This window comes from Corynebacterium sputi DSM 45148 (assembly GCF_000427865.1).
Taxonomy (GTDB): Bacteria; Actinomycetota; Actinomycetes; order Mycobacteriales; family Mycobacteriaceae; genus Corynebacterium; species Corynebacterium sputi.
Genome location: NZ_ATYV01000005.1, coordinates 68,217 through 93,557 on the forward strand (window position 1 = coordinate 68,217; position 25,341 = coordinate 93,557).

At 62.1% G+C, this 25,341-nt stretch carries 19 protein-coding genes and 1 tRNA gene; 15 read left to right on the top strand and 5 right to left on the bottom strand.

Going from position 1 to position 25,341, the window contains the following annotated elements; translation table 11 throughout:
• Positions 1-31 precede the first annotated feature (31 nt).
• The 6 genes from YWU_RS15125 to YWU_RS0104195 all read left to right on the top strand — a co-directional run bounded on the left by YWU_RS15125 (position 32) and on the right by YWU_RS0104195 (position 8,745).
• On the top strand, positions 32-3,049 hold the full coding sequence (locus YWU_RS15125; protein WP_156892709.1) for a DEAD/DEAH box helicase: 3,018 nt from the start codon (positions 32-34) through the stop codon (positions 3,047-3,049).
• A complete protein-coding gene (locus YWU_RS0104175; protein WP_027019472.1) occupies positions 3,042-4,085 on the top strand; it encodes a hypothetical protein in 1,044 nt (347 codons plus the stop codon). Before YWU_RS15125 ends, YWU_RS0104175 begins: the two co-directional genes overlap by 8 nt.
• Positions 4,086-4,091: 6 nt before the next feature.
• The gene (locus YWU_RS0104180; RefSeq protein ID WP_027019473.1) at positions 4,092-5,228 is read left to right on the top strand and encodes a metallophosphoesterase family protein; all 1,137 of its coding nucleotides are present in this window, start codon (positions 4,092-4,094) and stop codon (positions 5,226-5,228) included.
• A gap of 1 nt (position 5,229) precedes the next feature.
• A complete protein-coding gene (locus tag YWU_RS0104185) occupies positions 5,230-7,836 on the top strand; it encodes an AAA family ATPase (RefSeq protein ID WP_027019474.1) in 2,607 nt (868 codons plus the stop codon).
• Between the two features lie 56 nt (positions 7,837-7,892).
• Positions 7,893-8,411: a MarR family winged helix-turn-helix transcriptional regulator gene (locus tag YWU_RS15130; protein WP_051260023.1), complete on the top strand. Its 519-nt coding sequence runs from the start codon at positions 7,893-7,895 to the stop codon at positions 8,409-8,411.
• Positions 8,412-8,496: 85 nt separating this feature from the next.
• Positions 8,497-8,745, top strand: coding sequence for a PspC domain-containing protein (locus tag YWU_RS0104195; RefSeq protein ID WP_084141777.1), 249 nt, complete (start codon positions 8,497-8,499; stop codon positions 8,743-8,745).
• A gap of 131 nt (positions 8,746-8,876) precedes the next feature.
• Here the strand turns inward: YWU_RS0104195 and YWU_RS0104200 are convergent.
• The 4 genes from YWU_RS0104200 to YWU_RS0104215 all read right to left on the bottom strand — a co-directional run bounded on the left by YWU_RS0104200 (position 8,877) and on the right by YWU_RS0104215 (position 12,046).
• Positions 8,877-8,952, bottom strand: a tRNA-Arg gene (locus YWU_RS0104200).
• A gap of 90 nt (positions 8,953-9,042) precedes the next feature.
• Positions 9,043-9,717, bottom strand: a complete 675-nt coding sequence (locus YWU_RS0104205) for a LutC/YkgG family protein (protein WP_034647026.1) — start codon at positions 9,715-9,717, stop codon at positions 9,043-9,045.
• Positions 9,714-11,243 carry a LutB/LldF family L-lactate oxidation iron-sulfur protein gene (locus YWU_RS15135; protein ID WP_034647028.1) on the bottom strand — a complete coding sequence of 510 codons (1,530 nt, stop codon included), beginning with the start codon at positions 11,241-11,243 and terminating at the stop codon, positions 9,714-9,716. Before YWU_RS15135 ends, YWU_RS0104205 begins: the two co-directional genes overlap by 4 nt.
• Positions 11,240-12,046, bottom strand: coding sequence for a (Fe-S)-binding protein (locus tag YWU_RS0104215; RefSeq protein ID WP_027019477.1), 807 nt, complete (start codon positions 12,044-12,046; stop codon positions 11,240-11,242). The genes YWU_RS15135 and YWU_RS0104215 overlap by 4 nt, the downstream gene beginning before the upstream one ends.
• Before the next feature lie 104 nt (positions 12,047-12,150).
• On the opposite strand from YWU_RS0104215, the gene argS reads away from it, so the two are divergent.
• From argS to thrB, 4 genes are read left to right on the top strand one after another with little or no spacing between them, the layout of a single operon-like run.
• Positions 12,151-13,812, top strand: coding sequence for an arginine--tRNA ligase (gene argS, locus YWU_RS0104220; protein ID WP_027019478.1), 1,662 nt, complete (start codon positions 12,151-12,153; stop codon positions 13,810-13,812).
• 3 nt (positions 13,813-13,815) lie between these two features.
• Positions 13,816-15,219, top strand: coding sequence for a diaminopimelate decarboxylase (gene lysA / locus YWU_RS0104225; protein ID WP_034647029.1), 1,404 nt, complete (start codon positions 13,816-13,818; stop codon positions 15,217-15,219).
• Positions 15,216-16,565: a homoserine dehydrogenase gene (locus tag YWU_RS0104230; RefSeq protein ID WP_027019480.1), complete on the top strand. Its 1,350-nt coding sequence runs from the start codon at positions 15,216-15,218 to the stop codon at positions 16,563-16,565. Before lysA ends, YWU_RS0104230 begins: the two co-directional genes overlap by 4 nt.
• Positions 16,565-17,491 carry a homoserine kinase gene (thrB, locus tag YWU_RS0104235; protein WP_027019481.1) on the top strand — a complete coding sequence of 309 codons (927 nt, stop codon included), beginning with the start codon at positions 16,565-16,567 and terminating at the stop codon, positions 17,489-17,491. Before YWU_RS0104230 ends, thrB begins: the two co-directional genes overlap by 1 nt.
• On the opposite strand, the gene YWU_RS0104240 is transcribed toward thrB, so the two are convergent.
• Complete coding sequence (locus YWU_RS0104240; RefSeq protein ID WP_027019482.1) at positions 17,492-19,207, bottom strand: long-chain fatty-acid--CoA ligase; 1,716 nt, start codon at positions 19,205-19,207, stop codon at positions 17,492-17,494.
• A 260-nt stretch (positions 19,208-19,467) separates the two neighbouring features.
• On the opposite strand from YWU_RS0104240, the gene rho reads away from it, so the two are divergent.
• Genes rho through YWU_RS15140 form a run of 5 tightly spaced genes read left to right on the top strand, consistent with a single transcriptional unit; the run spans position 19,468 to position 25,332 of the window.
• Positions 19,468-21,345, top strand: a complete 1,878-nt coding sequence (rho, locus tag YWU_RS0104245; protein WP_027019483.1) for a transcription termination factor Rho — start codon at positions 19,468-19,470, stop codon at positions 21,343-21,345.
• 10 nt (positions 21,346-21,355) lie between these two features.
• Positions 21,356-22,429: a peptide chain release factor 1 gene (prfA, locus tag YWU_RS0104250; protein ID WP_027019484.1), complete on the top strand. Its 1,074-nt coding sequence runs from the start codon at positions 21,356-21,358 to the stop codon at positions 22,427-22,429.
• Positions 22,426-23,286: a peptide chain release factor N(5)-glutamine methyltransferase gene (prmC, locus tag YWU_RS0104255; protein ID WP_027019485.1), complete on the top strand. Its 861-nt coding sequence runs from the start codon at positions 22,426-22,428 to the stop codon at positions 23,284-23,286. Before prfA ends, prmC begins: the two co-directional genes overlap by 4 nt.
• 47 nt (positions 23,287-23,333) lie before the next feature.
• Positions 23,334-23,993, top strand: a complete 660-nt coding sequence (locus YWU_RS0104260) for an L-threonylcarbamoyladenylate synthase (RefSeq protein ID WP_027019486.1) — start codon at positions 23,334-23,336, stop codon at positions 23,991-23,993.
• Positions 23,994-24,000: 7 nt separating this feature from the next.
• Positions 24,001-25,332, top strand: a complete 1,332-nt coding sequence (locus tag YWU_RS15140) for an MraY family glycosyltransferase (RefSeq protein WP_084141753.1) — start codon at positions 24,001-24,003, stop codon at positions 25,330-25,332.
• Positions 25,333-25,341: the final 9 nt, after the last annotated feature.

The window sequence follows — 25,341 nt, forward strand, 5'->3', positions numbered from 1 at the left end:
ATGTCGGAGGCAGGTGGTAGAGAATGAGGTCATGACGACTGAACTGCTCCACGCTCTGTGGCCCACCGGCGAGGGGCTTCTGGTGTGGGTTGAGCGCGTCGACGGACATGTAGTTCTCAAGGACATAGAGAGAGCACGGGATTCACTGCCGGATGAGATCGTGGATCTCTTGGCGCCGCGGCGGTTCGGAAAACAGCACGAGACGGTCCTGCAGACTCCCAGCGGAAAGCGGAAGCGGCTGACCCTTCCCACGATCCAGTTGGCGCCCGGTGGGGCAGCGGCTCTTTTGCAGTTGGTCAGCCGCTACGAATCGCATCCCGGTATTTCCGCGGAAGTGAAGTTTCTGGCTCGGGTGGTGGCGGGCATTCGGGCGTATGTGAAAGCAGGGCGGGTCCTGCTGGTGACATCCATGCGTGGTGATCAGCAGCGGTTCTTGGAATGGCGGCTGTCGGACACCGTGGACGTGGCTGCCTGGCGCGTCGATGTGGCTCGGTCGATTCCCCCAGTGCTTGCCGCAAACGGCCCCAAGGGTTTTCTGGATGAGTTCATCTCTGATATGACCGAGGCGGTGGTCTCACAGGAATTGGATGAGCACTTCCACTTCAATCCGCCGACGCACCGGATCATGATCAACCTGGTCGACCACACAGCGTTGCCAGAGTCATCCTCGCGCCTCGGCGCAGCACTGACGAAGTGGCGGCAGTCGATGCCTGGCCGAGAGCTGGAACTGGTGCTGAAACTCGACGAGCCGCAGTTCGATGACGCTGATCCGGCCGATCTCTGGGAGCTGCTCAGCGATGGGGAAGGGGAAGTGCCGGAGAACGTCACGAAGGTCGACGCGGTGGAAAAGTCCCTCGATTCGGACCTGCCGGTGTGGCCGTTGACGGCGATGGTTCGAGTTGGGACCAAGCCGCCGTTGCGGATCACCTCTAAGGCGCTGACCCCGGGGGTGGAGGCACAGCTCAAGCAGGTGCTGGCCGCCGGAGTGAAGGCATTTCCGCAGCTAGCCGAGGCGCAGTCCGGGCCCGAGGGAGGACTGGACCTCATGCTGTCTGGACACCAGGTGGTGCGATTGCTCACCACTGGTGTGCGGGATCTGGGCAAGGTCGGTGTGACGGTGCTGCTGCCGCGCGCGTGGACCACGGTGCCGCCGACGGTCCGAGTGCATATTCAAGACTTGGAACCCACTGGCAATGTCACCGGTGCGACCCCTGGCCGGGTCGGGCTGGATCAGCTGGTGAAGTACAAATGGGAAATCTCCATTGGCGACCGGAAACTCACGTCCTTTGAGATGGAGCAGCTCGCCGAGTCCGACACTGGACTGATCGCCATGCGTGACCAGTTCGTTCGCGCGGACACCACCGCGATGGCGAAGATCATGCGATTCCTACGAGCGCATTCCTCCACTGCCTCAGCGCTGGGCGAAGGGGAGACCACCCTCGCGGAACTGAACGGTATTGATGACGAGGTCTCGGAGAAGCTCGACGGTGTCGACGTCAGCGTCGAGGCCAAAGGTGACCTGGGCACCGTCTTCCGTGGCGTGGTCACTCCGAAACCCGAGCCGATCCCTGAGATCGAAAACCTCCACGCGGAACTTCGGAAGTATCAGCGCGAAGGCGTCGAATGGCTCAACTGGATGTCCGAGCGAGGCTTTGGCGCCGTGTTGGCCGATGACATGGGTCTGGGAAAGACCGTGCAGGTGTTGGCGTTGTTGCAGCACGAGAGGAACGTCGGGAAGCGACGTCCTTCTCTCATCGTTGCGCCGACCTCCGTTGCCCAGAACTGGGTGATCGAGGCGGCGAAGTTCACCCCGGGCTTGACCGTGCTCATGCACCACGGTGCCAAGCGGCTCAAAGGCGATGGATTCGCGGCCGCCGCTAAAAATGCAGATGTGGTGGTCACTACCTACCCAATGCTTGACCGGGATCTGGCAGATCTGTCCGGCGCCGACTGGGACCACTTGATCCTCGATGAGGCGCAGGCGATCAAAAACCCGAACACCAAGGTCACCAAGGCTGCACTCGCCCTGCCAGCGCGCCACCGCATCGCGTTGACAGGTACTCCGGTGGAGAACAACCTCGGCGAACTGCGCACCATCATGGACTTCTGTAACCGCGGGATGCTCGGCTCTGCCCGGGAGTTCCGCAACCGGTGGGCCGGTCCGATCGAGAAAGAAGAGAACGGAGTTTTCGCAGCGCGCCTGCAACGCCTCATCGCTCCGTTCATCATGCGTCGAGTCAAGACCGACCGAGACATCATTGCTGATCTGCCAGAGAAGCAGGAAAACATCGAAGCAGTGCCGATGACCGTCGAGCAGGCCTCGCTGTACCGCACCTACGTCAAGCAAATGATGGAGATGCTCAACCAAGCCAAAGGCATGTCGCGCAAGGCCCTGGTGCTGATGTCACTGACCCGCTTGAAGCAGATCTGCAACCACCCAGCGCACTACCTCGGCGACGGATCAGCGGTACTAGATGGTGCCAAGCATCGCTCCGGCAAAGTCGAGCGGATGGTGGAATTGCTCGATGACGCCGACGCGAAGGGGGAGAAGACCCTTATCTTTACCCAGTATCGGGAGTTCGGAAGCATCCTCGAGCCGTATCTCGCCGAGCGCTATGGCCGTCAGGTGCCGTTCCTGCACGGCGGGGTGCCCCGGGCAAAGCGTCAGACGATGGTCGAGGACTTCAATGGAAGCGATCGGAGCAGCATTATGATCCTCTCGCTCAAGGCTGGTGGCACCGGACTCAACCTGACCTCCGCGAACCATGTCATCCACGTGGATCGCTGGTGGAACCCGGCGGTGGAGAACCAAGCCACCGACCGGGCGTACCGCATCGGGCAAGAGAAAGATGTGTCGGTCCATAAGCTCGTCTCACGCGGCACACTGGAAGAGCGAATCGACGAACTCATCGACGGCAAGGTCCAACTAGCCGGCGCTGTCCTCGGAAAGACCAACGTCACTGAACTGGACGACGACACCCTGCGCCACCTGCTCACCCTGCGCGTCGAACCGCGCAACGACATCACCGAAGGAGCCAGCGATGACTGACGACAATGTGATCCACGCGGATTTCGCTGGCCGCCGCAAACGCACCAGCGCTCCGAGGATAAAGCCTGACGCCGATGTATTGAAGGCCCGGCGGGTGCAGCACGAGGCACGTCGGAGTTTGCGGGAGATGCCAAAGAAGATTGGCATGCACCGCGAGGAGCCGCCTGCGTGGACGCGGATCAGCCAGACGGTTAATCGGACTGCAGACGGTCGGAACTGGGCAGCGCAGCTCCTGCTCAGTCGAGTTCGGTCGGAAACCGAGGCCAAGCGATGGGGCCGTGGCGCGGATCTGTTCAGCGAAGGCAAGGTTCGCCAGCTCACCGTCGAGGACTCCATCATCTCTGCGCTGGTTCAAGGCACCCAGCCATCCCCGTTCGCGGTGAGCATCCAGCTTCCGGACCGAGATGAGAAGCTCACTCAGTACCTCACCGGTGCCATCGCCACTGCTCCCGCTGGGATGTTTGCCCTGACCACTGGGCGTGTGCCAGGTGCTGACCTACCTGGGTTCGTGCTGCGGGACGATGACCGACTGAGGTACTCCTGCGAATGCCCGGATCCGACCTCTCCGTGTAAACATGTCGCTGCGTTGATCGTTGCAGCGGGCTCGAAGATCGATATTGAGCCGCGCACAATCCTGGACCTGCGCGGCATCGACCCTGAGGCTCTGGCCCAGCGCATCGAATTCGAGCGATCCGGTACCCGCCGGCCGACCCGCGCAATCGACTCGACTCCGCCAGCGTGGGATGCCCCGCCACGGGAGGAGCCCGACGAGCCAGAGGAGGTGAGCCAGCGCCCGAACTTCTGGGGCGAGGACATGCCACTACCGGAGATCCCCGAGGTACCCACCGCCCCGGCGATCCTGGAAGCTGACCAAAAGCTCTTCATGGAAGCCCTGGACACGGCCTGTTTCGGCGGTCGAGACACCATCAATTTGGCCAATGAACTCGCTGAAGCCTATCGGGCGATGATCCACACCGAGGGCGATCACATCGACGGCGAGCTGGCGGACATCATCGATTTCGGACCCAAGCGATAGGGATACATGGCAACTTCAGTTCGCTTTCTGCACACCTCTGATTGGCAGTTGGGGATGCCCGCAGCCTTCCTAGCCAAGCACGACATGGAGGTACCGGCGGAGTTCGCCCGCGCCAGACTCGAAGCAGTCGAGAAACTTGGGCAGGTTGCGCAAGAGCAGGGCTGTGCGTTCATCGTCGTGGCCGGCGATGTCTTCGACACCAATTCCCCCGAGCCGCGCCAACTCGCTCGTGCCATCGACACCCTGCAGGCTTTGCCAGTGCCGGTGTACCTACTGCCGGGAAACCACGATTCCTTCGATCCCTCCAGCGTTTACCGCCGCGCCGAGTTTGCTTCCCTCGACGGGGTGCACGTGCTCATTGATTCCGAGCCGGTTGAGGTCGCTGAAAACGTCGAGTTGGTCGGCGCTCCATTCCTCACCCGGCACCCGGCGACCGATCCGGTCGCAGAAGCACTCAAAGATCTTCCACCGCTTCCCGACGCTCACCTTCGCATCCTCCTCGCCCACGGCCAGGTCGAATCCTTCGGTGATGATGCCTTGGTGGATCTAGATGGAATCACTTCAGCGATCGGGGAGGGACAACTTCATTACGCGGCACTGGGTGATCGACATGGAACGCTCCAGGTGACACCGGAAGTGTGGTTCTCGGGCTCGCCAGAGGTCACCGACTTCGATGACACGGAGAAGGAGTCCGGCAACGTCCTGGTGGTGGACATCAGCCAGGACGGCATCTCAGTGGAGCCAGTTCCGGTGGGGAAGTGGGCCTTCCAAGCGGTCAATGGTTCAGTCAGTTCGGATACCGAGCTCGATGCCTGGTTGGCACGCATTGAGGACATCGATCACAAAGACCGCACCGTGGTGAAGTACTCGCTGGAAGGCGAGGTCACCATTGACCAGCAGATCCGTCTAGATGCAGCGATAGACGGGTTCCGCGACCGTTTCGCCTGCTTCTATCCGAGGACTCGAACCCATGATCTCGTGGTGGTGCCTGGCGAGGACGAACGTGCGGACATGGGACTGACGGGTTTCCCGGCCCGCGCCTCAGCTGAACTTCACGACCTTGCCACGGGCCAGGGTCCTGATGCCCGCACCGCCCAGAGAGCCTGGCGAATGCTCTACCGCTACACCCGGGAGGACGTGTGACATGAAGCTGCACAGTATTAAACTGAGGAACTTCCGGGGAGTCGGGGAGCTGGTGTTGTCGGACTTGCCGGAGACGGGTGTCGTTGTCGTCCACGGACCGAATGAACAGGGAAAGTCCTCCATCGCAGAGGCCCTCAACCTGGCTCTAATGCAGCCGGCGAAAACAGGGAAGAGGGCCATCAAAGCGATCCTCCCAGCCGGATCGATGGAACCGGCCGAGGTTTCCGTCGACCTGACTCTGGACGGGTACCGATTCACCGTGGACAAGCGCTACACGGGCTCGCAGTCCGGCAAATGCCTGGTCACCGTTGTCTCACCGGCTCGTAATGAATTCCGAGACAAGGCCGCCGACGACTGGCTTCAGGAGCGGGTCACCTCTGCGGGCGTGACTGACCTGTGGACGGCATTCACTGCCGAACAGGGTCAAGACCCGAACGACCTGAAACTCGACAGCGTCACCGCACTGTCCCAGGCATTGGAGACGAAGACTGACGTCGAAGGCGTCGCGGTCGATGAAGAAGCGCTCCTCACGAAGGTCCGTCAAGAAGCCGATGCCTACTTCACTCCAAGCTGGAATTACACCAAGGCGTTCCAAGAGAAGCTCAAGAAGCCGGAGATTCTTGAGGCTGAACTCACTGACCTGCAGACTCAGCGTCGCTCCCTCGATCGCGACATCGACATGGTCGAAGAAGGTAACCGGCGTCTCGCCGAATTGAAGCGGCGAATCCCAGCCCTCCGCGTCGAGGTGGAGACCACCGCAGAGAAACTGCAGGCAGCTAAACGCGTCGCTGAGCGTGCAGCCGCAGCCCAGGAACGAGTTGAGGCTGCCCAGCGAACCCTCACGGAGGCCACCGATGCTGTTGCCCGACGCGAGGGAGTCATCTCCGCGCTGGCAGATCGGGAGGACCAATTAGCTGCTGCCACCGCAGCAGAGGAAGTGGCAACTGCTGATAGCGAGGCTGCCGCTCAGAAGCTTGAACAGGCTGGCAAAGATGTTGAGCGTCTCACCAGTGAGAGGGATCTCGTCCGAGATACTGTGCGGATCGCTAGGCATGATGAGGGGATGAGACGTCGTAAAGCAGATGCGACAGCCGCTCGAGAGCGGCTGGAGAAGATCGACAAGCTGCAGACCTCGCTTTCCGACGCCCTTTCCCACTCCGCTACCTTCACCATCACTCCAGCGCAACTTGACGACCTCGTTCGCGCCGAGTCTGACGCCCGGACAGCAAAGGCATTGCTGGAGGCCGAATCCGTCACCCTACAGATCCGTGCTGACGATAAGCGCACGGTCACGGTCGACGGTGAGAATGTCGCAGTTCCAGTCTCAAAGGTCGTCACTGCGGACATGGTGCTAGTGATTGATGGTGTTGAGGTGACCATCGCTCCGCCGTCGGGTTCTGACCGAGTCGAGAAGGTTGCTGCCACCCAGGCTGAGGTGGACCGACTTCTGGATGAAATGAAAGTCGACACCGTCGACGATGCCCGACTACTGGTGAAGGAGCGAGAAGCTGCCGAGGCTGATGTCGCGGCGATTCGCCAGCGTTTCGACGATGCCACTGCAGGGGTGGACCAGACCGCGGACGGCGCCCTGGTGAAGCGGGTCGACGAGGAGGAGATCGACCGCGCTGAATTCTGGAGTCGGGACGAGCCGATACCTGACAACGCTGCTGACCGCGTCGATGAGCTAGAGGCGGAGCTCAGGGGTCTGGAGGATGATCTGGCTGTCGCGGTGGCAACCCGAGACGCGGTGAAGAACTCCGACAACTTGGAGCGCCGCCATCGTGCTGTGGAAGCCGCCAAACATGCCGCAGCCGAAGTCGAACGAGCACGAGCCGAGTTGGAGGCTCGGCGTGAGGAAATCTCTGATGAGGCCCTTCAGAGTCAGGTCTCGGAGTTGACGGAGACATTGGCGCAGAAGACCACAGCCGCGGAGGAACTGACTGCAGAAATGCAGCAGGCAGATCCCACTGGAGCGGAGGACGATCACAATGGGGCGCAGTCAGCGCTGGAATCGGCACGTCGCTCGGAGAATGAGTGGAACGTGAAGGTGGCGGCAGTGCAGACCAACGTCGATGGAGCGATTGGCCTCGACGACCGCATTCGGGTGCTCTCTGACCAATTGGAGAATGCCCGCGAAGTCGCCGGCTCCGAATTGGAGCGCGCCGACGCCCTGAAGCTTCTCCACGACACTCTCTCCGCTGCTCGTGAAGAGATCCGCGAGGCGTATCAGGAACCGTTGAGGGAGAAACTTCGTGCTTTGGCGAAGCCGGTGTTTGGTGAAGACGTCGACTTCACCCTGGATCAGGGCCTCGCCATTGTCGAGAGGACCATGAATGGAATCTCGATCCCGGTAGATGATCTGTCCGGGGGAGCAAAGGAACAGCTCGACATCCTCACCCGGCTGGCCGCTGCTGCGCTCATCGACGGTGGTGCACCAGTCATCTTGGATGATGCACTCGGGTTCTCCGATCGGGGGCGGCTGGACCAGATGAATAGGGCGATCACTCGAGCCGGGAAATACGCCCAGGTACTAGTGCTGACGTGTGATGAAGAGCGCTATTCACGACTCGACGCACGGCGGGAAGACATCGGTCTGTTGCTTGGATGACCGAATGCCCGGGTACACATTCCGTTTTCCGGTTCGGGGGTAGTATTCTCACCTTCATGTCCGATGTCCCGTGGCTCAACGATGATGAACAGTACTTCTGGCGAATGCTCCTGGCCGCCTTCCGGGGGGTGGAACGCACCGTGGATTATCGCTTCTTGGAAACCGCTGGGGTGTCTTCCGCCGACTTTGCTGTTCTCGTTGCGCTGGCGGAAGCTCCCGACGAGCGGCAACGCATGCGCGAACTGTGTGTCCACCTCGCATGGGACCGCAGCCGCGTCTCACACCAGATAACCCGCATGGAAAAGCGGGGCCTGGTGGAAAAGGTCCGATGCGACAACGACAACCGCGGCATCGATGTAGCTCTCACCTCCGCCGGCCGGGAACTGCTAGAGAAGGCCGCCCCGGATCATGTCCGGACCGTTCGCTCGGTTGTTTTCGATGAAATCGAAGGGGTGGACTTCGCCAAAAATGGCGAAATGCTGCGCCGCATCGCTGTGAAGGCTGCGGAGTTCCGTGGCGAGGAGCCGAACTTCAGCACCTCCGGGATGCCGTGTTCTCCCGAAGGCCGGGAGTAATCGGCTTCAGCGCGATTCTGTCTACACTCGGAGCCAGGTAGTTATGGAAACCTGTAGATTCAGGCACCCGAGGAAAGGCATGGTCATGACCACTCCTGACAACAACGGCTCCGCCGTCGAGAAGATCTACTCCACCATCACCAAGGTCGCTGGACGTCCGATCTCCCGCAGCCACTCCAATCGCTGGCTCGCTGGCGTGTGTGGTGGCCTTGGCGAAGCATTCGGTATCGACCCGAACCTGATCCGCGTCATCACTGCCGTAGGCATGATCGTGCTCACGCCGCTGTTCTTGGTGCTGTATATCGGCCTGGCGGTCGTACTGCCCAAGGGCTGATCGTAGGTACGACTCCTATCGGGGGTCGGCCACGCTTGGGGGATATGTAAAACTTCTTTACATATCGGTGTCGCGCTAGAGTACGACGAAACCCGCCCACCAGCATAAAGACTGGTGAGCGGGTTTCTTTGTGGTGCCCCCGATAGGAGTCGAACCTACGACCTTCGGTACCGGAAACCGGTGCTCTATCCACTGAGCTACGGAGGCGGGTGTGCCCTTGTGAGGCACGAGGGCCAATATATCACCGCCTCACACAGGGGTGGAAATCACACCAGTGAAACTTCACTGACCCGGTCTTTATCCCGCAATGATGACAATGAGCGTCCGCGGGCCGTGGACACCCTCTACGCGATTTAGCTCGATGTCAGAGGTCGCAGACGGGCCCGAAATCATGGTGATCGGGTTCGTCGGAATGAGCCTCTTAACCGCCTCTGGAACTCCATGCACCACGGTGTCGATGGGCACGACACAGATGTGAACATCCGGCACGAGAGAGAGCGCACGGCGGCCGTTGTCGGCTGAGCCGTCCAAAAAAATCGTTCCAGTCTCAGCGGAGGTAACAGCTGAGGAGGTGACGATTCCGTCCATCTCATTCAGAGTCCGGGGGTCGGTCTGGGTGGAGTCGGTGGTGATGTGGGAGGAGACGTCGTTAAGCCATGTCTCTTTCAGTCCCGCAGGGACCGCGATACGCGACAGGGACGCGGTCTGCTCGGCTACCGCGGCAGCGATGGAGGCATCGTCAGCGTCGCAGTGGATGATGGCGGCGCCGTAGTCCTCGAGACGGTCGTCGAGAAGCTCGATCAAGGTATCTCGGTCGGTGTGCCGGTCGGTCTCGTACTCGCGAGTAACGTGGTAGGCCTCGCCGGGTTGGATGGCCTCACCCTCCAAGATCGCCTGGGCCCAGTCCTCACCACGGGTGGCCTGCTGGGCCTCGCGGATCCGGCGGAGAATCTCGGTTTTCGCTGCACTCATCGTCCGTCCAATCCGTTGATCTTGCTGGGGATCTGGTTGTCGCGCTCAGTGTCGAGGTCGACCTCTCCCTTGTCCCACTTGGTGCGGAAGGAGTGCTTCGGCGGCACCGGGGTGTCACGGGCGTCGGTCCATCCACTGAGGAACGAAGGCAGCGACGGGATGTAACCGCCGGTGCGAGCACCGAGAAGACGAGCGGTAAAGGCAGCGCGAACGGCTCGGTTCCACAGAGCGCGGTTGCCCATCATCATTGCCATGGCGGAAAAGATCTTGCCTTCGACCGGCGGGCGGTGTTCGGTAACTTTGCGCTGTCGCAGCTCCAGCAGAGCGCTGGGAATGTCGATCTTGACCGGGCAGACCTCATAACAAGCGCCGCACAGAGAGGACGCGTAGGGGAGTGAGGCGTTCGGATCCTTGGCGGAGTCCATGCCGGTGAGCTGCGGGGAGAGGATGGCGCCGATCGGACCGGGGTAGGTCGATCCGTACGCGTGGCCACCGGTGCGCTCGTAGACCGGGCAGATGTTCAGGCATGCGGAGCAGCGGATGCACTTGAGGGCTTCGCGGCCGATGGCGTCGCCCAGTGCTGCGGTCCGGCCGTTATCGAGGAGGACGATGTGGAACGTCTGGGGGCCATCGCCTTCGGTGACTCCAGTCCACAGGGAGGTGTACGGGTTCATCCGTTCACCGGTGGAAGAGCGCGGCAGCAACTGCAAGAAGACCTCTAAGTCCTCGAACTTCGGCAGGAGCTTCTCAATGCCCATCACGGTGATGAGGGTCTCCGGCATGGTCAGGCACATGCGGCCATTGCCTTCTGATTCGACCACGGTGACGGTGCCGGTCTCAGCGATGCCGAAGTTCGCTCCGGAAATGGCCACCTTGGCCTTCATAAACTGCTCGCGCAGGAACACGCGGGCGGCTTCTGCCAGCTCCGGCGGGTTGTTCGACAGGTTCGGGTCCACGTCCGGGATGCCATCGAGGAAGATCTCGCGGATCTCGTTGCGGTTGCGGTGAATTGCTGGAACGAGGATGTGCGAGGGCATGTCATCGGCCAACTGGACGATCAGTTCGGCAAGGTCGGTTTCCTGAGCGTGGATGCCGGCCTCTTCGAGGGCCTCGTTGAGACCGATTTCCTGCGTGGCCATGGACTTGACCTTGATGATGTCGGTCTCGCCGGTCTCTTGGACCAGGCGGGTGACAATCTCATTGGCTTCGACCGCGTCGCGCGCCCAGTGGACGATGCCGCCGCGTTCGGTGACGGATTCTTCGAACTGCTCCAGCAGCTCGGGCATACGTGCCATCACGTCGCGCTTGATCTCAGAACCAGCGGTCCGCAGTGCCTGCCAGTCATCCTTTTCATCGACCACTTCCGCACGCTTGGCGCGGATGGTGTGGGTGGCGTTGTGCAGGTTGTCACGGAGCTGGCGGTTCTTTAGCTCGTGGCGGGCGGCCTTCGGGAACGATTCCGTTCCGCGCAGGTTCCCCACGTCTTCTGAGGCGTAGACCGGCAGGCCCAGATTCACGGGGGTCATGAGATCGACTCCTTGTCTCGCTTCAGTGCATCAGCGCCCTCAGGAGTCCATGGATCGCGCCGGGTAGAGGCGAGGATTTCCGCGAAGTGAATGGACTGCACCGGAAGTGCGCCTTCGCCGGACTGGCGGTTGAGGGCGCCGCCGATGTTCATTAGGCAGGAGGCGTCGCCGGCGGTGACGAACTCAGCGCCAGTTGAGCGCACCGCAGCGGTCTTGTCAGAGACCATCGCCTGGGAAGTTTCCGCATTCTTCAAAGCGAAGGTGCCGCCGAAGCCGCAGCATTCTTTGGCTGCGGGCAGATCGAGAAGTTCGATGCCCTCGACCTCACGGAGAAGGGTGGTCGGCCGATCGCCCACGTGCAGAATGCGCAGGCTGTGGCACGTGGGGTGGTAGGTCACGCGGTGCGGGAAGTGCGCGCCGACATCAATCACTCCAGCGACATCGATGATGAACTCCGAGAGCTCCAGAGTTTTCGCCGAGGTGCGCTTGGCAGCGTCAACCTGCGCGGAAGAGCCGAAACGCTCAGCAATCCCCGTGTGCTGGTGGCGTACCGCGCCAGCGCAGGAGCCAGAGGGGGCGACCACATATTCAATGGAGTCATCGAGGAATGACTCAGCATATCGGTCGAGCTGGGGCAGCACCTCCTTTTGGTATCCGGTATTCACGTGCATCTGACCGCAGCAGGTCTGGGTCTCCGGAAAGACCACCTCGCATCCGAGACGGGTGAGGACCTTCGCCGTGGCTGAGACGGCGTTAGGGGACATCACGTCACCGATGCAGGTGGCAAAAAGCGCTACCTTCATGGCTACTCCTTGCAACGGGGATCGCCTGGGCTGTGTGGTGGCGGTCCCGCCGATGGGTTGGTTAACACCGATAGTACGGTCCCATGGGGCTATCATGGTTGACCATGACTCCCGCCGAACTTGCCGACCTGATTCATGGCGTCGCTACCTCTGTCTTTACCGAACACGACCTCGATCCGGCGGTGATTCCGCCCCAGATTACGGTTGAGCGTCCCCGCAATCCGGAGCACGGGGACTATGCGACGAACCTGGCTCTGCAGGTTGCCAAAAAGGCGGGAGCAAACCCGCGCGAGGTCGCGCAGTGGCTTTCCGACGCTCTCCTGGCCAACCCCGGCATCGACGAGACTTCGGTCGCTGGCCCAGGTTTCATTAATATCCGCCTCGCGGCGGACGCTCAGGGCGAGCTCGTGGGAACCATTCTTGAGGCTGGCTCTGCCTGGGGCACTGGCTCCGCGCTGTCCGATCAGAAGATCAACCTGGAGTTTGTCTCCGCGAACCCGACCGGTCCGATCCACCTCGGTGGCACCCGTTGGGCTGCTGTTGGCGACGCCCTCGGCCGGGTCCTGACTGCCAATGGCGCGCAGGTCACCCGTGAGTACTACTTCAACGACCACGGTGGCCAGATCGACCGCTTCGCTCGTTCCCTCGTGGCTGCCGCCAAAGGCGAGCCGGCCCCGGAGGACGGCTATGGCGGCGATTACATCAAGGACATTGCAGGAGACGTCGTGAAGCAGGTTCCGGACGTGCTCACCTCCGGCCGCTCTGATGAGGAGATCCAGGAAGTCTTCCGCTCCCATGGTGTGGAGCTGATGTTCACCCACATCAAGGACTCTCTGCATGAGTTCGGCACCGACTTTGACGTGTACTTCCACGAGAACTCCTTGTTTGAGTCTGGTGCTGTGGAGAAGGCCGTCGAGAAGCTTAAGAACGATGACCGCCTGTACGAGGCCGATGGCGCCTGGTGGCTGCGTTCCACCGAGTACGGCGATGACAAGGATCGCGTGGTCATCAAGTCTGATGGCAACGCCGCCTACATCGCCGGAGACATCGCGTACATCGACGACAAGCTGGGCCAGCGCGATCACACCCTGGCCATCTACATGCTGGGCGCGGACCACCACGGTTACGTTGCTCGACTGAAGGCTGCAGCGGCTGCGCTCGGCCACAATGCCGACGACGTCGAGGTCCTCATCGGCCAGATGGTCAACCTCGTCCGCGACGGCAAGCCCGTCCGCATGTCCAAGCGCGCCGGCACCGTTATCACCCTTGATGATCTGGTTGAGGCAATCGGCGTCGACGGCGCTCGCTACGCCATGATCCGCTCCTCGGTCGACTCCTCCCTGGACATCGACCTTGAGGTGTGGACCTCCCAGTCCAACGACAACCCGGTGTACTACGTCCAATACGCCCACGCCCGCCTCGCATCCCTGGCGCGCCGGGCCGAGGAGTCTGAGGTCAACGTCCACGGCGCTGACTACGGCCTGCTGACGCACGACCGCGAAGGCAAGCTCATCCGCACCCTGGCTGAATTCCCGGAGGTTGTCGCCACCGCAGCAGAACTGCGCGAGCCGCACCGCATTGCCCGGTACGCAGAAGGACTGGCTGGCACCTTCCACCGTTTCTACGACTCCTGCCAGGTGCTGCCGAAGTCGGACGAGGAAGCGAAGCCGCTGCACAGCGCTCGTTTCGCTCTGTCTATGGCGACCAAGCAGACGCTGCACAACGCCCTCGAGATGCTCGGTGTCACCGCACCGGAGAGGATGTAACGCATGGTCATTCTCGGAAATGGATTTGATAACGAAGGGTTGAACCTCCCGGACACCGGAGACTTCAACACCCTGCCGGCCCACGTGTGGCCGAAGAACGCCTCCCGACGTGAGGACGGAGTGGTGGAGATCGCCGGCGTTGGCCTCGACACCATCGCGCAGGAGTACGGCACTCCGGTCTTCGTTTTGGATGAGGACGACTTCCGGACTCGCTGCCGCGACATGGCGACCGCGTTCCGTGGTCCGCAGAACGTGCACTTCGCTTCGAAGGCCTTCCTGTCGAAGACCATCGCGAAGTGGGTTCATGAAGAGGGCCTGCACCTGGATGTTGCATCCGGTGGCGAGATGGCTGTGGCTTTGGCCGCGGATTTCCCGGCCGCGGATATGACGCTGCATGGCAACAATAAGTCCCGTCAGGAGATCTCCGACGCAATCGACGCCGGTATCGGCCGCATCGTGCTGGATAGCCTGCCGGAGCTGGACCGGGTTGCCCAGGCAGCAGAGAAGGCTGGCGTCATCCAGGACGTGATCGTCCGTGTGAAGCCGGGCGTGGAAGCCCACACCCACGAATTCATCGCTACTGCGCATGAGGACCAGAAGTTCGGCTTCTCGCTGGCCTCCGGCTCTGCGCTGAACGCTGCGGACAAGGCTCAGGCCAACCCGCACCTGCGCCTGATCGGTCTGCATTGCCACATCGGCTCACAGATCATCGAGGCCGATGGCTTCATCCTCGCTGCCGAGCGCATCTTCGCCGTGTTTGAGGAACTGATCAACCGCTATGGCGCCGACATCACAGAGCACTTCAATGTCCTGGACCTCGGCGGCGGGTTTGGTATCGCCTACGTCCCGGAGGAGCGTCCCTTGGACGTGGCGCCTCTGGCTGAGCGCATCGTTCGCGCTGTCGACGACCTCGCCGCGCGCATTGGCATCCCAGCGCCGACTGTCGCCGTCGAGCCGGGTCGTTCCCTGATCGGCCCGTCGATGGTCACCGTGTACGAGATCGGCACCATCAAGGACGTGCACGTGGACACCGGTGCCACGCGCCGGTACCTGTCCGTCGACGGCGGCATGAGCGACAACATCCGTCCGGCGCTGTACAGCGCCGAGTACGACGGCCGCATCGTAGGACGTACGGTGGCGGGGGAGCGTGTGCCGAGTCGGGTCGTCGGGAAGCATTGTGAATCGGGTGACATCCTGGTCTCTGATGCCATGTATCCGGACGACATCCGCGAGGGCGATATGTTTGCCATCGCAGCAACTGGTGCATACTGCTATGCGATGGCAAGTCGCTACAACATGCTGACCCGACCGCCTGTGGTCGCCGTACGGAACGGGGAATCCCGAATGATTCTCCGCCGTGAGAACCTGTCCGATCTTCTGAGCCTGGAGTGTGAGAGCCCGTCATGACCGAGAACACGTACAACCCCGGTAAAGGTGAGGGATCGCCGGTAGGCGTCGCCATTCTCGGCCTCGGCACCGTCGGTGCCCAGGTCCTGCGCCTGCTGCAGGAGCGCGCCGAGGACTTTGAGCGCCGCGTCGGCGGACCCATTGAGGTCCGCGGCGTCGCCGTGAGCGACAAGTCCAAGCCGCGTCCGGGCGTGGACCCCGAACTGCTCACTGATGATGCGTTCACTCTTATTGAGCGTGACGACGTCGACATCGTCGTCGAGGTCATCGGCGGCATCGACTACCCGCGCCGCGTCGTGCTGGAAGCGCTTCACGCCGGAAAGTCCGTGGTCACCGCCAACAAGGCGCTCGTCGCCGCGCATGGCGCTGAGCTTTCCGACGCTGCCGACGCCACCGGCGCCGACCTCTTCTTCGAGGCCGCTGTCGCCGCTGCGATCCCGGTTGTGGGCCCGCTGCGCCGTTCCCTCGCCGGTGACCAGGTGAACAAGGTCGTCGGCATCGTCAACGGCACCACCAACTTCATCCTCGACGCGATGGATTCCACCGGCGCTGACTACGACGAGATGCTCGCCGAGGCCACCCGTCTGGGCTACGCCGAGGCTGACCCGACTGCCGACGTCGAAGGCCATGACGCCGCCTCCAAGGCTGCGATCCTGTCCTCCCTGGCGTTCCACACCCGAGTCACCTCTGATGACGTCCACTGCGAAGGCATCTCCTCCATCACCGCCGAGGACATTGCCGCCGCCAACGCCGCTGATTGCACTATCAAGTTGCTCGCCACCTGTGAGCGCGTGATCCAGGAAGACGGCTCGGAGGGCATCTCCACCAGCGTCTACCCGGCATTCATCCCGCGCCGGCACCCGCTGGCAACCGTCCGCGAGTCTTTCAACGCCGTATTCGTCGAAGCCGACGCAGCCGGTCGCCTGATGTTCTACGGCAATGGTGCCGGCGGAAACCCGACCGCATCTGCAGTCCTCGGTGACCTCGTCGCCGCTGGGCGCAACAAGGTATTCGGTGGCCGCGCCCCGGGTGACTCCACCTACGCGGACCTGCCGATCCTGCCCTTCGGTGAGGTCGAGACTCGTTTCCACATCGATCTTGAGGTCGATGACCGCATTGGCGTGCTGGCTGACATCTCCCGTCGTCTGGCCGACAACGGCATCTCCCTGCGTACGGTCCGCCAGGAAGGTGGCACCCGCGCACATGAGGGCTCTGCAGCCCGCCTGGTGATCATCACCCACTCCGCAAAGGAAGAGCAGCTTCAGAGCTGTGTCGAGATGCTCGCGAGCCTCGACTCCGTGGTGAAGGTCAACTCCGTCATCCGTATCGAGGGGATGGACGTCTAGTGACCCAAGAAGTTCTCGTCGGCCAGCGCGTTGAGGTCGTCGTCCCGGGTTCCTCGGCGAACCTGGGACCGGGGTTCGACACCCTGGGCCTGGCTTTGAGCGTCTACGACCGCATTGAGGTCGAGGTCATCGAGCATGGCGTTGAGGTCGAGATCTACGGCGAAGGTGCTGAGGATCTGCCCGCCAGTGAGTCCAACCTTGTCGTCCGCGCGATCCGTGCTGGCCTGCGGGCCGCAGGCATGGAAGCTCCGGGCCTGAAGGTCATTTGCCACAACACCATCCCGCAGTCGCGCGGCCTGGGTTCTTCGGCCGCCGCCGCGGTCGCCGGTGTCGCTGCGGCTAATGGTCTGGCAGGTTTCCCGCTTTCCGACGACGAGGTCATCCAGGAATCCTCCGTCTTCGAAGGACACCCCGACAACGCTGCAGCCTCCGTGCTCGGTGGTGCCGTGGTCAGTTGGACCGACAAGCCGGTCGATGGTCGGACTGCTCCGCAGTACAAGGCTGTCGGCATTGACGTGCACCCGGACATCAGCGCGACCGCACTGGTCCCGGCGTTCCACGCTTCGACGAACGCGGTGCGCCAGGTGCTGCCGTCAGACGTCTCGCATGTCGACGCCCGGTTCAACGTCTCGCGTGCGTCCGTCATGGTCGTCGCACTGACCAAGCGCCCGGACCTGCTGTGGGAGGGCACTCGTGACCGACTGCACCAGACCTACCGCGCCGAGGTGCTGCCGGTGACCGCAGAGTGGGTCAACCGCCTGCGCAACCGCGGATACGCGGCGTTCCTGTCCGGCGCCGGCCCGACCTGTCTGGTCCTGGGTACCGAAGAGGTTCCCTCTCACGTCCTGGGCGAGGCACGCGAATCCGGCATGAAGGTGCACAAGCTTGACGTCGCTGAGGGCGTCAAGGTCACCGTCCAGCAGTAGTTACTCCTCCTCGGCCCCAGGGCCGGGGAGGTTAATGACATCAAGATCACCTGCGGCGAGATGCGCCCGCAGGTCCTTCTTGTCGAACTTTTCCACCGACGTCTTGTCGATGTGGTCGACAAAAGTCCAGTACTCCGGGATCATCCAGTTCGGAAGCTTCGGCTTCAACTGCTCTCGGATACTCTCGACGGTCTCTAGGCCCGTGGGTACGTCGTCAACCAGGACCGTTACCGCCAGCGGGCGCTCGCCCCAGCGGCTGTCTGGCACACCAATAACGGCGCACTCGACTACCTCCGCGGTCGACATGATGAGGTTTTCCAACTGCGCGGAGTAGATCCACTCACCACCGGATCGAATGACATCCCTGGCACGGTCCTGGATTGTCAGGAAGCCGTCGCGAGTAATGGATCCGACGTCACCAGTGCGCAGCCAGCCGTCGTCGGTGAAGTTTTCGTCGGGATGCTCGATCTCGCGGCCGCGGAATGACTCTGCATCCTCCGTGGAGGAGGAGTAGTAGGAACCGGTGACCGTATTACCGCGAACCTGCAGTTCACCCTGGTTCCGGTCATGGAGCTCTAGGACTTCACCGTCCTCGTCCACGACGCGGAACTGCATGATGTCCCCGAAACGGCCCTGGCTGACCCGGTACCTTTCGCGGGTTTCACCGGAGGCGCCATATGGAGGCCTGGCGACAGTTCCCACCGGTGAGGTCTCAGTCATGCCCCACAGGTGCACGACGTCGACGCCGTATCGCTCTTCCCACATCCGGATGAGTCGAGGCGGAACTGGGGAGCCGCCGACGTAGATGTTTTGCAGCGACATCCTCTCCGGCGGATTGTTAAGGAAGTGCACGAACAGGGAGATCCACAGAGTGGGAACACCCTGGGCATTTCGGGGCATCGAGGTCTCGATGATCCGAGCCAGGTTCGACGCGGACTGGTCGGGGCCGGGGAAGACCAACGGGGCGCCACAGGAGAATGCCGCCAGGGGAGTGCCCCAGGACAACACGTGATAGATCGGCACACAGCACAGCCACGATTCACCGTGAGTGATGGCAAACGAATCTGTCGTCCGGATGCTCATCGAGTGCAGGTACAGCGAACGGTGGGAGTAGACGACTCCCTTGGGAGCACCTTCAGTGCCGGTGGAGTAACACATCGCAGCGCCATCGGTCTCGTCGAGAACAGGCCAGTCGAAATGGCTGGGCTTGCCGTCGATGAGGGCTTCGTAGGAGTACAGCTCAATGCCCTCCGGAAGGAACTCCGCGGCCTCGCGGTGAGACTCCTCGGAACCGATGAGGATGACCGCACGGACCACCGGGGTGTGTTCGAAAAGCGGGAACAGGGTCTCGGCGAGTGTCGGGTCGGCGATGATCACCTCATCCTGCGCCTCATTGATGATGTGGGCGATCTGATCAGGCATCAACTGCTTGTTCAGCGGCTGGAAGACCGCGCCCATCGACGAGACAGCGAAGAATGTCTCCAGGTGTTCGGCGCAGTTGTACATCACCGTTCCGACCCGGGCATCGCCGATCACACCGATGTCGTCGCGCAGAGCGTGCGCCAGTGCAGAGGCACGGGCGCCGATCATGGCGAAGGTCAGCGTTTCTGGCTCGCCTCGGTTCCACGAGGTAACCGTGGTTGATCCGTGGATGGTCCGGCCGTATTCGAGGATCCCCGACACCGACAGCGGAATTTCCTGCATGGTGCTGCGCATGTCCACCAGCCTAATCGGAACGTATGTATCATTGAATCTCATTGGCGGGTTCGCCGTTGGAAGAGTACCGTTGCCCGGGATGGCTGGTGCAGTCAGCCCCGTCCCCTGCTGATGCGGAACTGCCAGCGTGCGGACAAAGCGAGAACGACACTCACCGCTGCAACGCCACACATACCCTCCATCTCCTTGAGAGTTGTGCGCTGAGATAGCTCGCGTACACGGGGCGAACCGATGTTGGGGACCACCTTGAAAGGAAATCCGTGACCGATACGGACACGACGGCCCAGGGCCAGTCAGAAAACTTGACTGCGCTGCGCATGGTCGAACTCCGCGAGATCGCCGCTGGCAAGGGCATCCGTGGAATCTCTGGCATGCGTAAGCACGAACTGATCGCCGCAATCCGCGGGGGCAAGCCCGCCGCAGCTAAGACTCCTCGCAAGGAGGAGAAGCCGGTGAATCAGGAGAAGCAGCCGGAGCCGGAGAAGGCCGAGAAGGCACCGGAGCAGGAGAAGTCGAGCCAGGCAGACAAGCCCGCTCAGGCATCCTCAGATCAGGATGACAGGGCAGACCAGGACGGTCACCAGTCTCGATCCCAGGCCCGCCGTGCTCGTCGCAACCGCAACCGTGGTCGCGACAACCAGCAGGACGGCCAGCAGCAGGACAACCAGCAGCAGTCCCCGGCAAAGAACGAGGGACAGCAGCAGGAGAACCGGAACCGCAACCGGAACCAGGGCGGAAATCAGGGCGGCCAGGGCAACCAGAACCAGCAGAAGAACCAGGGCGGGGGCCAAGGGAACCGGAACCAGGACAACCGCGGTCCGAGCGACGATAACGATGGGGACGGTCGTAATCGCCGTAACCGTCGTAACCGCCGCGATCGTCGTGGTCGTGACGGTGGGGGAAACCAGCAGCAGTCCGGTGGGGGATCCGATGACGTGCGCGATGGCGACGTGCTGCAGCCGGTCGCCGGAATTCTCGACGTTCTGGACAACTCCTCGGCGTTCCTGCGTACCTCGGGATATCTCCCGGGATCCAATGACGTTTATGTCTCTGCCCAGACCGTGCGAAAGTTCGGCCTGCGCAAGGGCGACGCAATCGTCGGACAGGTTCGGATGCCACGCGACGGCAACCAGAGCGGACAGGTCACCCAGGGTGGCGGCCGCAACAAGAAGAAGTACAACCCGCTAGTCCAGGTGGAGCGCATCAACGGCCTGGAACCGGACGCTTCCCGCCAGCGCAAGTCCTTCGGCAAGCTCACTCCGCTGTACCCGAACGAGCGGCTCCGCTTGGAGACCGACAACAAGGTGCTCACCACTCGTGTGATCGACCTGATCATGCCAATTGGTAAGGGCCAGCGCGCCCTGATCGTGTCCCCGCCCAAGGCCGGTAAGACCACGATCATGCAGAACATCGCGAACGCGATTGCCACGAACAACCCCGAGTGCCACCTGATGGTCGTCCTGGTCGACGAGCGTCCGGAAGAGGTCACCGACATGCAGCGCTCGGTCCGCGGCGAGGTCATTGCCTCGACGTTCGACCGCCCGCCGTCAGATCACACCGTGGTTGCAGAGCTCGCCATTGAGCGTGCCAAGCGCTTGGTGGAGCAGGGCAAGGACGTTGTCGTTCTGCTCGACTCGATCACCCGATTGGGCCGTGCGTACAACAACTCGTCGCCGGCGTCCGGACGTATCCTCTCCGGTGGTGTCGACTCCAACGCGCTGTACCCGCCGAAGCGTTTCCTCGGTGCTGCCCGCAATATCGAAGAAGGCGGATCGCTCACGATCATCGCCACTGCGATGGTTGAGACCGGTTCTGCCGGAGACACCGTCATCTTCGAGGAGTTTAAGGGAACCGGTAACGCTGAGCTGAAGCTCGATCGCCGGATCTCTGAGCGTCGGGTGTTCCCGGCCGTGGACGTTAACCCGTCCGGTACCCGCCGCGAAGATCTGCTGATGGGGCCGGATGAGGCCCGCGTCATGGTCAAGCTGCGTCGAGTCCTCTCGGCTCTTGATTCCCAAGCCGCGATCGACCTGCTGATCAAGCAGCTGAAAAAGACGAAGAACAATGCGGAGTTCATGACTCAGATTGCGTCCTCCGCACCGATGGCCGCTGACGTTGACGTCGACGAGATGCTCTGAGGAGGAACGAATGTCTGATCAAGTAAGTGCAGTTGACGACATCCTGTCTGAGTACCACGGACTGGAGGCTCAGCTCGCTGATCCAGAGCTGCATAATGATCCGGCTGCGGCTCGTCGCGTCGGGAAGCGCTTTAATGAGCTCCAGCCGATCATCCAGACCCACAGTCGTCTCGCCGAGGTCCGTGATGACCGTGAGGCTGCCTTGGAAATGGCATCTGAGGATGCAGAATTCGCCGCCGAGGCCAAGCGCCTTGCTGTCGAAGAAGAGCAGCTTGAGGAGAAGCTTGCGGACCTGTTGGCTCCGCGCGATCCCAGCGATGGCGATGACATCGTCATGGAGATCAAGTCCGGTGCCGGTGGTGAGGAAGCTGCGTTGTTCGCCGGCGAGCTCGCCCGCATGTATCAGCGCTACGCAGAGAAGAACGGCTTCACCACCGAGGTTCTCGGTGTGTCTGAGTCTGACCTGGGCGGCGTCAAGGACCTCACCATGTCGGTCCGCGCAAAGAACCCGTCGCGTGATGGCGCTTGGAGCGTCTTCAAGTTCGAAGGTGGAGTCCACCGCGTGCAGCGTGTCCCGGTGACCGAGTCGCAGGGCCGCATCCAGACCTCCGCCGCTGGCGTGCTGGTCTACCCGGAGCCGGACGAGGTCGAAGACATCGAGATCGAAGACAAGGATCTGCGTGTCGACGTCTACCGTTCCTCCGGTAAGGGCGGGCAGGGCGTTAACACCACTGACTCCGCTGTTCGTCTGACTCACTTGCCGACCGGCCTGGTCGTCACCTGTCAGAAGGAACGCTCCCAGATTCAGAACAAGGCGCGTGCCATGCAGGTGCTCGCCGCGCGACTGAAGCAGATGCAGGAGGAAGAGACCGCAGCCGCTGCTTCCGATAGCCGTCGCTCGCAGGTGCGCACCATGGATCGTTCCGAGCGCATCCGCACGTACAACTTCCCGGAGAATCGCGTCTCCGATCACCGCATCGGCTACAAGGCCCACAACCTCGACGCAGTTCTCGGCGGCGACATGGAGGACCTGCTCAAGGCCCTTCACGACGTTGAGCGTCAGGAGAGACTGGAGGCTTCGTGACCGATCCGGACCTGACCGTCGGCGAGATCATCTCGTCGGCGGTCGTCCGTCTTTCCGGGGCCGGATGCCCGTCGCCGGAGGCGGATGCCGAACAACTCGCCTTGCACGCGACCGGGTGGTCTCGCACCCAACTGATCTTTTCCAGGCGCGATACCGTGCCAGTGGATTCCCCGTTGGTGCAGGTGTTTCCGGAGTTGATTGGGCGTCGGGAAGCGCGGGAGCCTTTGCAGCACATCATCGGCACTGCGCCAATGATGGATCTTGACCTGTTGGTTGGGCCGGGTGTTTTTGTGCCGCGGCCGGAGACCGAATTGCTGGTGGATTGGGCCGCCAAACGGCTCAAGGCTGGGGATCTCGTGGTGGATCTGTGCACCGGTTCTGGTGCGATCGCCCTCGGTATTGCTGCGCAGGTTCCGGGTGTGCAGGTCATTGGTGTGGAAGCGGATCCGGTGGCGCTTGAATGGGCTCGGCGCAATGCTGAGCGGATCTCGACGAACTCGACCGTTGAGTTTATCGCCGGCGATGCCACTGATCCTGAACTGCTCACCGAGCTCACTGGTCGGTGCACGGCGGTTCTATCAAACCCCCCGTATGTGCCCGAAGCGACCACCGTTGACCCGGAGGTCCGCGCCGACCCTCATCACGCAGTGTTTGGCGGAGCGGACGGCCTCGATGTGATCCGTCCGATGATGAAAAACATCAAACGATTGCTTGACGACGCCTCCTTCACCGCGGTCGAACACGACGACGACGGAGCCGGCGGAGTGGCTCAGGCTTTCATCGACGCCGGTTTCACCGACCCGAGAGTCCACCGTGACCTCGCTGGACGGGACCGTTTCACCACGGCGGTAGAGTAACGTCAGATTCCGGTTGCGACCGCAGCCGGGGCTAGAGAAGGGAAGACATGAGCAGGATCTTCGATTGCTCGACGGAGAAAACCCTGGAGAGCGGGTTGACCGCCGCCACTGATTCGGTGAGCGCTGGACGCCTTGTGGTCATGCCGACCGACACTGTGTACGGCATCGGCTGCGACGCCTTCAACAACACGGCCGTCGAGTCACTGCTGCGGGCGAAGAACCGTGGGCCGGACATGCCGGTGCCGGTCCTCGTCGGTTCCTGGACCACCATTGAGGGGCTCGTCCGTGAGCACACCGCGCACAGCCGCGCCCTCGTGGAAGCATTCTGGCCCGGGGGACTGTCGATCGTTGTCCACCAGGCACCCAGCCTGCCGTGGAACCTCGGCGATACCCGGGGCACCGTCATGTTGCGGATGCCGATGCATCCTGTGGCCATCGAACTTCTCCGCCGCACCGGACCAATGGCTGTGTCCTCAGCCAATATTTCGGGACAGGACCCTGCTCTGAGTGCTGTCCGCGCCAAGCAGCAGCTCGGCGAGAACGTATCTGTGTACCTTGACGCCGGACAGGCAACCATTGGCACCGCATCGACAATCGTTGACCTGACACAGGGCGCTCCGCTGATCCTGCGCGAGGGAGCGATCGGTGCTGATCGTGTCGGTGAAGTCCTGGGGGTTGATCCGGAGACCTTGCGGCGCAGCGTCTGACAACACCATGGAGACCAGGGAGCTAGTTCTCGCGGCGAGCGGATTCGGCGGTGCAGGAGTGCCGATCCGCGAGTTGACGCTGCTCGTTCTGGTCTCTGCTGCTGTCACTTACTTGTTGACAGGTGTTGTCCGATGGGCCGTGGTGAAGTCCGGTCATATGGACATGCCGCGATCGCGCGACGTCCACGACATCCCCAAACCCCGCCTCGGTGGCGCGGCGATGTTCACAGGTTTCATCGCCGCAGTGTTCCTCGCCTCGATGCTCCCTGCACTAACTCGAGGCTTCCCACCGACTACCCCAGACATGACAGCCGTGGTCCTCGCGGCGGCAGTACTGCTGTTGGTGGGGGTTTTGGACGACCTGTTTGACCTCGATGCGATCACGAAGTTCATCGGGCAGGTCATCGCTGCACTCATCCTCTCGATGAAGGGCGTGACCTGGTACCTCTTCTATCTCCCGTTCGGTGGGGGATCGGTGGTTGTGCTTGACCCGGTGACGTCGACGATCCTGACGGTCTTCTTTACCGTCACGCTGATCAATGCCATTAACTTCGTCGATGGAATTGATGGGCTAGCCGCTGGCCTGGGCATGATCGCCGCTGCCGCCATCCTCTTGTATTCGATGGCGATGCTGTACGACCAAGGCGGTACCGTCGCTGCCTATCCGCCGGCCATGATTTCTGCTGCCCTGCTCGGAGCGTGTTTGGGGTTCCTCCCGCACAACTTCGAGCCATCCAGAATCTTCATGGGTGACTCCGGTGCGATGCTGATCGGCCTGTTGCTTGCTGCTGCGTCGATCTCTGCGTCAGGCCGAATTTCCCCAACCATGTACGGCACCGCAGACGCGGTGGCCCTCTGGTCCCCGGTCATCGTAATTGCAGCGGCGTTGTCGGTGCCTCTGCTCGACCTGATCATGGCTGTGGTCCGTCGTGTTCGAGCAGGCAAGTCTCCCTTCGCTCCAGACAAGATGCATCTGCACCACCGACTGCTGGATATGGGGCACACCCATCGCCGAGTCGTGCTGGTGTTGTACACCTGGGTCAGTGTCGTGGCCTATGGCGCAGTCGGCACAACGATCTTCCCGTGGCGATTCGTTGTCGTCACGTTCCTTCTCTTTATGGTTCTGGCGGCCTTGTTTACGTTCGGCCCCTACTTCGGAGGTAGGAAAACACGGAGGCGCTTCGGTAGCGACTCCGTCGAACAACCCCCGGCCAGGGCGCAACGTGAGCCCCGCCGGCCGCCTCGTCGAGCTGACGTCGGTCCAAAACGTCCCTCTGGACTCGGGGGAGTGCCCACTGACGCGGCACGCGTACGCAGGGACCCGACCCGCGGCAGGTAAACTCTGCTG

Excerpts from the sequence above, each read along its gene's own strand:
- YWU_RS0104195 (WP_084141777.1), top strand. The coding sequence starts at position 8,497 with ATGACCACTCCTGACAACAACGGCTCCGCCGTCGAGAAGATCTACTCC.
- YWU_RS0104260 (WP_027019486.1), top strand. The coding sequence starts at position 23,334 with ATGAGCAGGATCTTCGATTGCTCGACGGAGAAAACCCTGGAGAGCGGG.
- argS (WP_027019478.1), top strand. The coding sequence starts at position 12,151 with ATGACTCCCGCCGAACTTGCCGACCTGATTCATGGCGTCGCTACCTCT.
- YWU_RS15140 (WP_084141753.1), top strand. The coding sequence starts at position 24,001 with ATGGAGACCAGGGAGCTAGTTCTCGCGGCGAGCGGATTCGGCGGTGCA.
- YWU_RS0104230 (WP_027019480.1), top strand. The coding sequence starts at position 15,216 with ATGACCGAGAACACGTACAACCCCGGTAAAGGTGAGGGATCGCCGGTA.
- lysA (WP_034647029.1), top strand. The coding sequence starts at position 13,816 with ATGGTCATTCTCGGAAATGGATTTGATAACGAAGGGTTGAACCTCCCG.
- YWU_RS0104175 (WP_027019472.1), top strand. The coding sequence starts at position 3,042 with ATGACTGACGACAATGTGATCCACGCGGATTTCGCTGGCCGCCGCAAA.
- YWU_RS0104240 (WP_027019482.1), bottom strand. The coding sequence starts at position 19,207 with ATGCGCAGCACCATGCAGGAAATTCCGCTGTCGGTGTCGGGGATCCTC.
- YWU_RS0104180 (WP_027019473.1), top strand. The coding sequence starts at position 4,092 with ATGGCAACTTCAGTTCGCTTTCTGCACACCTCTGATTGGCAGTTGGGG.
- YWU_RS0104185 (WP_027019474.1), top strand. The coding sequence starts at position 5,230 with ATGAAGCTGCACAGTATTAAACTGAGGAACTTCCGGGGAGTCGGGGAG.
- YWU_RS15125 (WP_156892709.1), top strand. The coding sequence starts at position 32 with ATGACGACTGAACTGCTCCACGCTCTGTGGCCCACCGGCGAGGGGCTT.
- prfA (WP_027019484.1), top strand. The coding sequence starts at position 21,356 with ATGTCTGATCAAGTAAGTGCAGTTGACGACATCCTGTCTGAGTACCAC.
- YWU_RS15135 (WP_034647028.1), bottom strand. The coding sequence starts at position 11,243 with ATGACCCCCGTGAATCTGGGCCTGCCGGTCTACGCCTCAGAAGACGTG.
- YWU_RS15130 (WP_051260023.1), top strand. The coding sequence starts at position 7,893 with ATGTCCGATGTCCCGTGGCTCAACGATGATGAACAGTACTTCTGGCGA.
- YWU_RS0104215 (WP_027019477.1), bottom strand. The coding sequence starts at position 12,046 with ATGAAGGTAGCGCTTTTTGCCACCTGCATCGGTGACGTGATGTCCCCT.
- YWU_RS0104205 (WP_034647026.1), bottom strand. The coding sequence starts at position 9,717 with ATGAGTGCAGCGAAAACCGAGATTCTCCGCCGGATCCGCGAGGCCCAG.